Origin of the sequence: Nostoc cf. edaphicum LEGE 07299 (assembly GCF_015207245.1) — a bacterium.
Taxonomy (GTDB): domain Bacteria; phylum Cyanobacteriota; class Cyanobacteriia; order Cyanobacteriales; family Nostocaceae; genus Nostoc; species Nostoc edaphicum_B.
Map to the genome: position 1 here is coordinate 1 of NZ_JADEXF010000718.1, position 3,346 is coordinate 3,346.

The following is a 3,346-nucleotide window of genomic DNA, read 5'->3' on the forward strand; positions in this document are numbered from 1 at the left end:
GTTCCACCAGCGGCGACTGCCTTGCGAACCATTTCATCAACTTGTTCTCGGCTATCAAAAGATAAACACACAAGCACTTCTGTGCTTTTTGTGGCATCACAAATTTCTTTGGGAGTAAACGTCTTAAACTTCTCATTGGTTAAGAGCATGACGAAGATGTTTTCAGACACAATCATACATGTGGTGGTAGTTTCGTCAGTGAATTGAGGATTAAACTCAAAGCCGAGTTGAGTAAAGAACTCGATCGATTGATTGAGGTTTTTAACTGGTAGATTAACGAAAATTTGAGTACTCATGGGTTTTTCTTTTGAATTATTTCACAGTAAAGGATCGGCGAAAAAGCGCTGAGGTTTTACTTTAGGGAAGACGCCTATAAGCCAATACGGTTCAGTTAAGGCTAAAACTCTTTGTCAAAGTCAACTTTTTTAACGAACCGCAGAGGCGCAGAGGAAACAGAGAGAAGAGAAAAAATGCTTAACTGAACTGTATTGGCCTATAAGCGCCTCCCCACAAGTCAAGGAGTTTTCTGGCAGTTGACCATCCAGGGAATGCCGAATTGATCGACCAACATACCAAAGCGGACAGACCAAAAGGTTTGATCGATCGGCATCTTCACTTTTCCGTTTTCTGCCAGGATATGAAAGATGCGTTCTGCCTCCGCTGGCTCGTCAACGCTGATTTGCACGGAAAAGCCTTGGGGTGTATCAAAATACCCAGGCGGACTGTCAGACCCCATCAAGAGGCGATCGCCCAAATCGAGGCAGACGTGCATGATTTTGTCATGCCATTCGGCAGGTATATGCTCGGCTGAGGGTGCATCCCCGTGGGTCATCATCATGACAATTTTGCCGCCAAGACAGTGTTCATAGAACTTGAACGCGGCTTCACAGTTGCCGTTGAACATGAGATAAGGATTGAGTTTCATGGTGTTGGCTCAGTAGATTGGGCTATGGGTTGAGCGTGAATACAGCTTGAGAAGTCTCTGGATCGAATGGAACCGAGAGATGTTCGTGTAATATCTGCCATTCGCCTTGATTTTTTTGGCAGACAGCGGTGACGCGCATCCACGTCTGCATTGCCGGATGATCTTGGCTTCCTGTGAAGCGAAATAGCCAATGTGCAACCGCTAAGTCTTCGCTGACGGTAATCTTCAGGTCTCGTGTTTCAATCTCAAAGGTGTCGGGGAAGCAAGGCAAACATTCTGACCACACTTGACGCCAAGCATCTTTTCCTTGGGTTTGGAAAGGAGGTTTAACATCGAAGACGATAATCTCGTTGGCATAGTGGGACATGATTTGCTCAACATCTTTGGCGCAGATGGCACGTTGTTGCTCGGCAATTAGTTGGCGAATCTGAACTTCATTAGTTGCGATCGCGCTTTTGGTTGTCATCGTCATCTCTCCTTTTGGGTTGAGGTTGAATGCAGTTACGAATTTTCTGGCAAACCTGCAACTTCAATCACAGGTCGAATTTCAACGGTGCCGACGTGCGCGCCTGGAATCCGCGCGGCGATCGCGATCGCTTCGTCGAGATCCTGAGCATTAATCAGAAAAAAACCGCCTAATTGCTCGCGGGTTTCTGCAAACGGCCCATCAGTTATTAGTGGTTTACCGTCGCGCACCCGAACGCTGGTTGCAGTTGCCACAGGGTGGAGTGGGGCGGTTGCGAGATACTGCCCCTTCGAGTTGAGTTGTTGTGCCAGTTGCGCGGATTCTACATAACAATGTTCCCGTTCGGTTTGGCTCAGGGCATTTTCCTCCAGGTAAATCAGCAGCAAATATTTCATGGGGTTGTTTCCTTTATTTCCCGTTGTTACTTCCTTTTGTTAGTAAGTCGAACGGTGCTAACTCAAATCGACACCTCGCCAAAAATTTTTATCGAAGAAAAGAGAAAAACTGCCCCCTGCCTCCTTTAATTCAGGTATGATCCCAAACGCAAAAACAGACGTAAACCAAGCGATCGCCTCCCTTTACCGGGCTGAATGGGGGCGGATCGTCGCCATCCTCATCCGGTTGGTGGGGGATTTCGATGTGGCTGAAGAAGCAGTACAGGAAGCCTTTATAGCCGCCGTGAATCAATGGCAGTCGAGCGGTGTGCCCGATCTCCCCCGTGCGTGGATCGTCAAAACAGCTCGATACAAAGCCATCGATCGCCTCCGACGGCGGACACGGCTGACGGAAAAATTGGAATGGTACGCCGCCTCCGGGTTAATCCCAACCCGCGAGGAGCCAACTTACGATACAGACGAAATTCCAGACGATCGGCTGCGGCTGATCTTTACTTGCTGCCACCCAGCACTGGCGATCGAGGCGCAAGTTGCTTTGACGCTGCGGCTGCTGGGCGGACTTGAAACAGATGAAATTGCGCGGGCGTTTCTCGTGCCCACGGCAACGATGGCGCAACGACTGGTGCGCGCCAAACGCAAGATTCGGGATGCAGGTATTCCCTATAGAGTGCCGGACACAACCGATCTTTCTGTGCGGGTAGACGCAGTGCTGACGGCGATCTATTTGATTTTCAATGAGGGCTACGCGACGACTAGGGGCGAGACGCTGGTGAGGGCTGACCTCTGCACAGAAGCGATCCGGCTGGGTCGCCTAGTGAGGATGTTGATGGCACCGCAACCGCCCTCAGAAGTGACTGCACTCTTGGCACTGATGTTGCTGCACGACTCCCGGCGTGATGCCCGTTTGGATGAGGCAGGCGATCTGGTGTTGCTCGAAGATCAGGATCGTAGTTGCTGGAATCAACAGCAGATTGCTGAGGCGCTACCGCTCGTTGAAGAAGCATTGCGGGGCGAAATTGATTCGTTTGCAGTGCAAGCAGCGATCGCAGCACTACATTGTCAAGCAGCACAAGCAGAAGAAACGGACTGGTTACAAATTGTCCGCCTCTACGATTTGCTCGAACGCTTGCAGCCCTCGCCGATTGTGTCGCTGAATCGGGCAGTGGCAATCTCAATGATAGAGACTCCTCAAACGGTCCTCGGACTCATTGATGGGCTTGCTTCTCAACTTAATGGCTATCATCTATTTCACGCCACCCGTGCCGAGATGCTGCGCCGCATCGGAGCCTCAGCCTCAGCCGCAGAGAGTTACAGAGTTACGCGATCGCGCTCATGCTGGTTACAAATGACAGCGAACGCCGCTTTCTAGAGCGTCGGCTGCGCGAAGTTCAGCCATAAAGTCCAGCATCAGCGGACACGCGAAGAATTACTGATTACTTAGATTGTGTTCAGTTACATCATGTTTGCATAATTAGTTATGATTTCCACAGTCATTACACCCCACACGCCAGTCGCTCATGGGGGAAACCCCCAAGACCGCGCTGGCTCCCCTTAATCCCC

Annotated in this window: 5 protein-coding genes and 1 pseudogene; 2 read left to right on the forward strand and 4 right to left on the reverse strand. The window is 50.4% G+C overall.

The features are described 5' to 3' along the window. From IQ229_RS19450 to IQ229_RS19465, 4 genes are all read right to left on the reverse strand, one after another. Positions 1-296: VOC family protein (locus IQ229_RS19450; RefSeq protein ID WP_194046566.1), on the reverse strand; the 296-nt coding region annotated here is incomplete at its 3' end. 218 nt (positions 297-514) lie between these two features. Beyond that, the gene (locus tag IQ229_RS19455; protein WP_194046568.1) at positions 515-925 is read right to left on the reverse strand and encodes a VOC family protein; all 411 of its coding nucleotides are present in this window, start codon (positions 923-925) and stop codon (positions 515-517) included. 22 nt (positions 926-947) lie between these two features. Continuing rightward, a complete protein-coding gene (locus IQ229_RS19460) occupies positions 948-1,391 on the reverse strand; it encodes a YybH family protein (protein ID WP_194046570.1) in 444 nt (147 codons plus the stop codon). Positions 1,392-1,426: 35 nt separating this feature from the next. Next, complete coding sequence (locus tag IQ229_RS19465; RefSeq protein ID WP_194046572.1) at positions 1,427-1,786, reverse strand: YciI family protein; 360 nt, start codon at positions 1,784-1,786, stop codon at positions 1,427-1,429. A 136-nt stretch (positions 1,787-1,922) separates the two neighbouring features. Between IQ229_RS19465 and IQ229_RS24745 the strand changes: the two are divergent. Together IQ229_RS24745 and IQ229_RS24750 are read left to right on the forward strand one after the other, a co-directional pair. Further along, positions 1,923-2,375, forward strand: a pseudogene (locus IQ229_RS24745) (sigma factor); the annotation flags it as partial. 3 nt (positions 2,376-2,378) lie between these two features. Further along, the gene (locus tag IQ229_RS24750; RefSeq protein ID WP_322744026.1) at positions 2,379-3,155 is read left to right on the forward strand and encodes an RNA polymerase sigma factor; all 777 of its coding nucleotides are present in this window, start codon (positions 2,379-2,381) and stop codon (positions 3,153-3,155) included. Positions 3,156-3,346: the final 191 nt, after the last annotated feature.